Source organism: uncultured Dokdonia sp., assembly GCF_947492535.1.
In the GTDB taxonomy this organism is placed as follows: Bacteria; Bacteroidota; Bacteroidia; order Flavobacteriales; family Flavobacteriaceae; genus Dokdonia.
In genome coordinates, this window is record NZ_CANLNH010000060.1 from 1 (window position 1) to 248 (window position 248).

A 248-nucleotide genomic window follows, 5' to 3' on the forward strand; every position below is an offset into this window, starting at 1 on the left:
CTAAACCAATAATCATCTGAGTTCATCGGTTGACCATTAAAGGTACCATCCCATCCTTGACTGGTTGGACTTAGTTGTTTTAACAGCTTCCCATATCTATCAAAGATATAAATCTGAGCATTTAAGTTAGGGGCTACGCCAATCCCTATGATATTCCACGTATCATGGAATCCATCTTGATTCGGTGTAAAGAATCTTGGATAATCGATAATGCCTATCTCTACTTCAGAGATACTACACTCTCCTGT

1 protein-coding gene is annotated in these 248 nt (G+C 38.7%); it reads right to left on the reverse strand.

Features of this window, described 5'->3' with window-relative positions; genetic code table 11:
- On the reverse strand, positions 1-248 hold a 248-nt coding region (locus Q1A60_RS21550), incomplete at both ends, for a T9SS type B sorting domain-containing protein (RefSeq protein ID WP_300008527.1).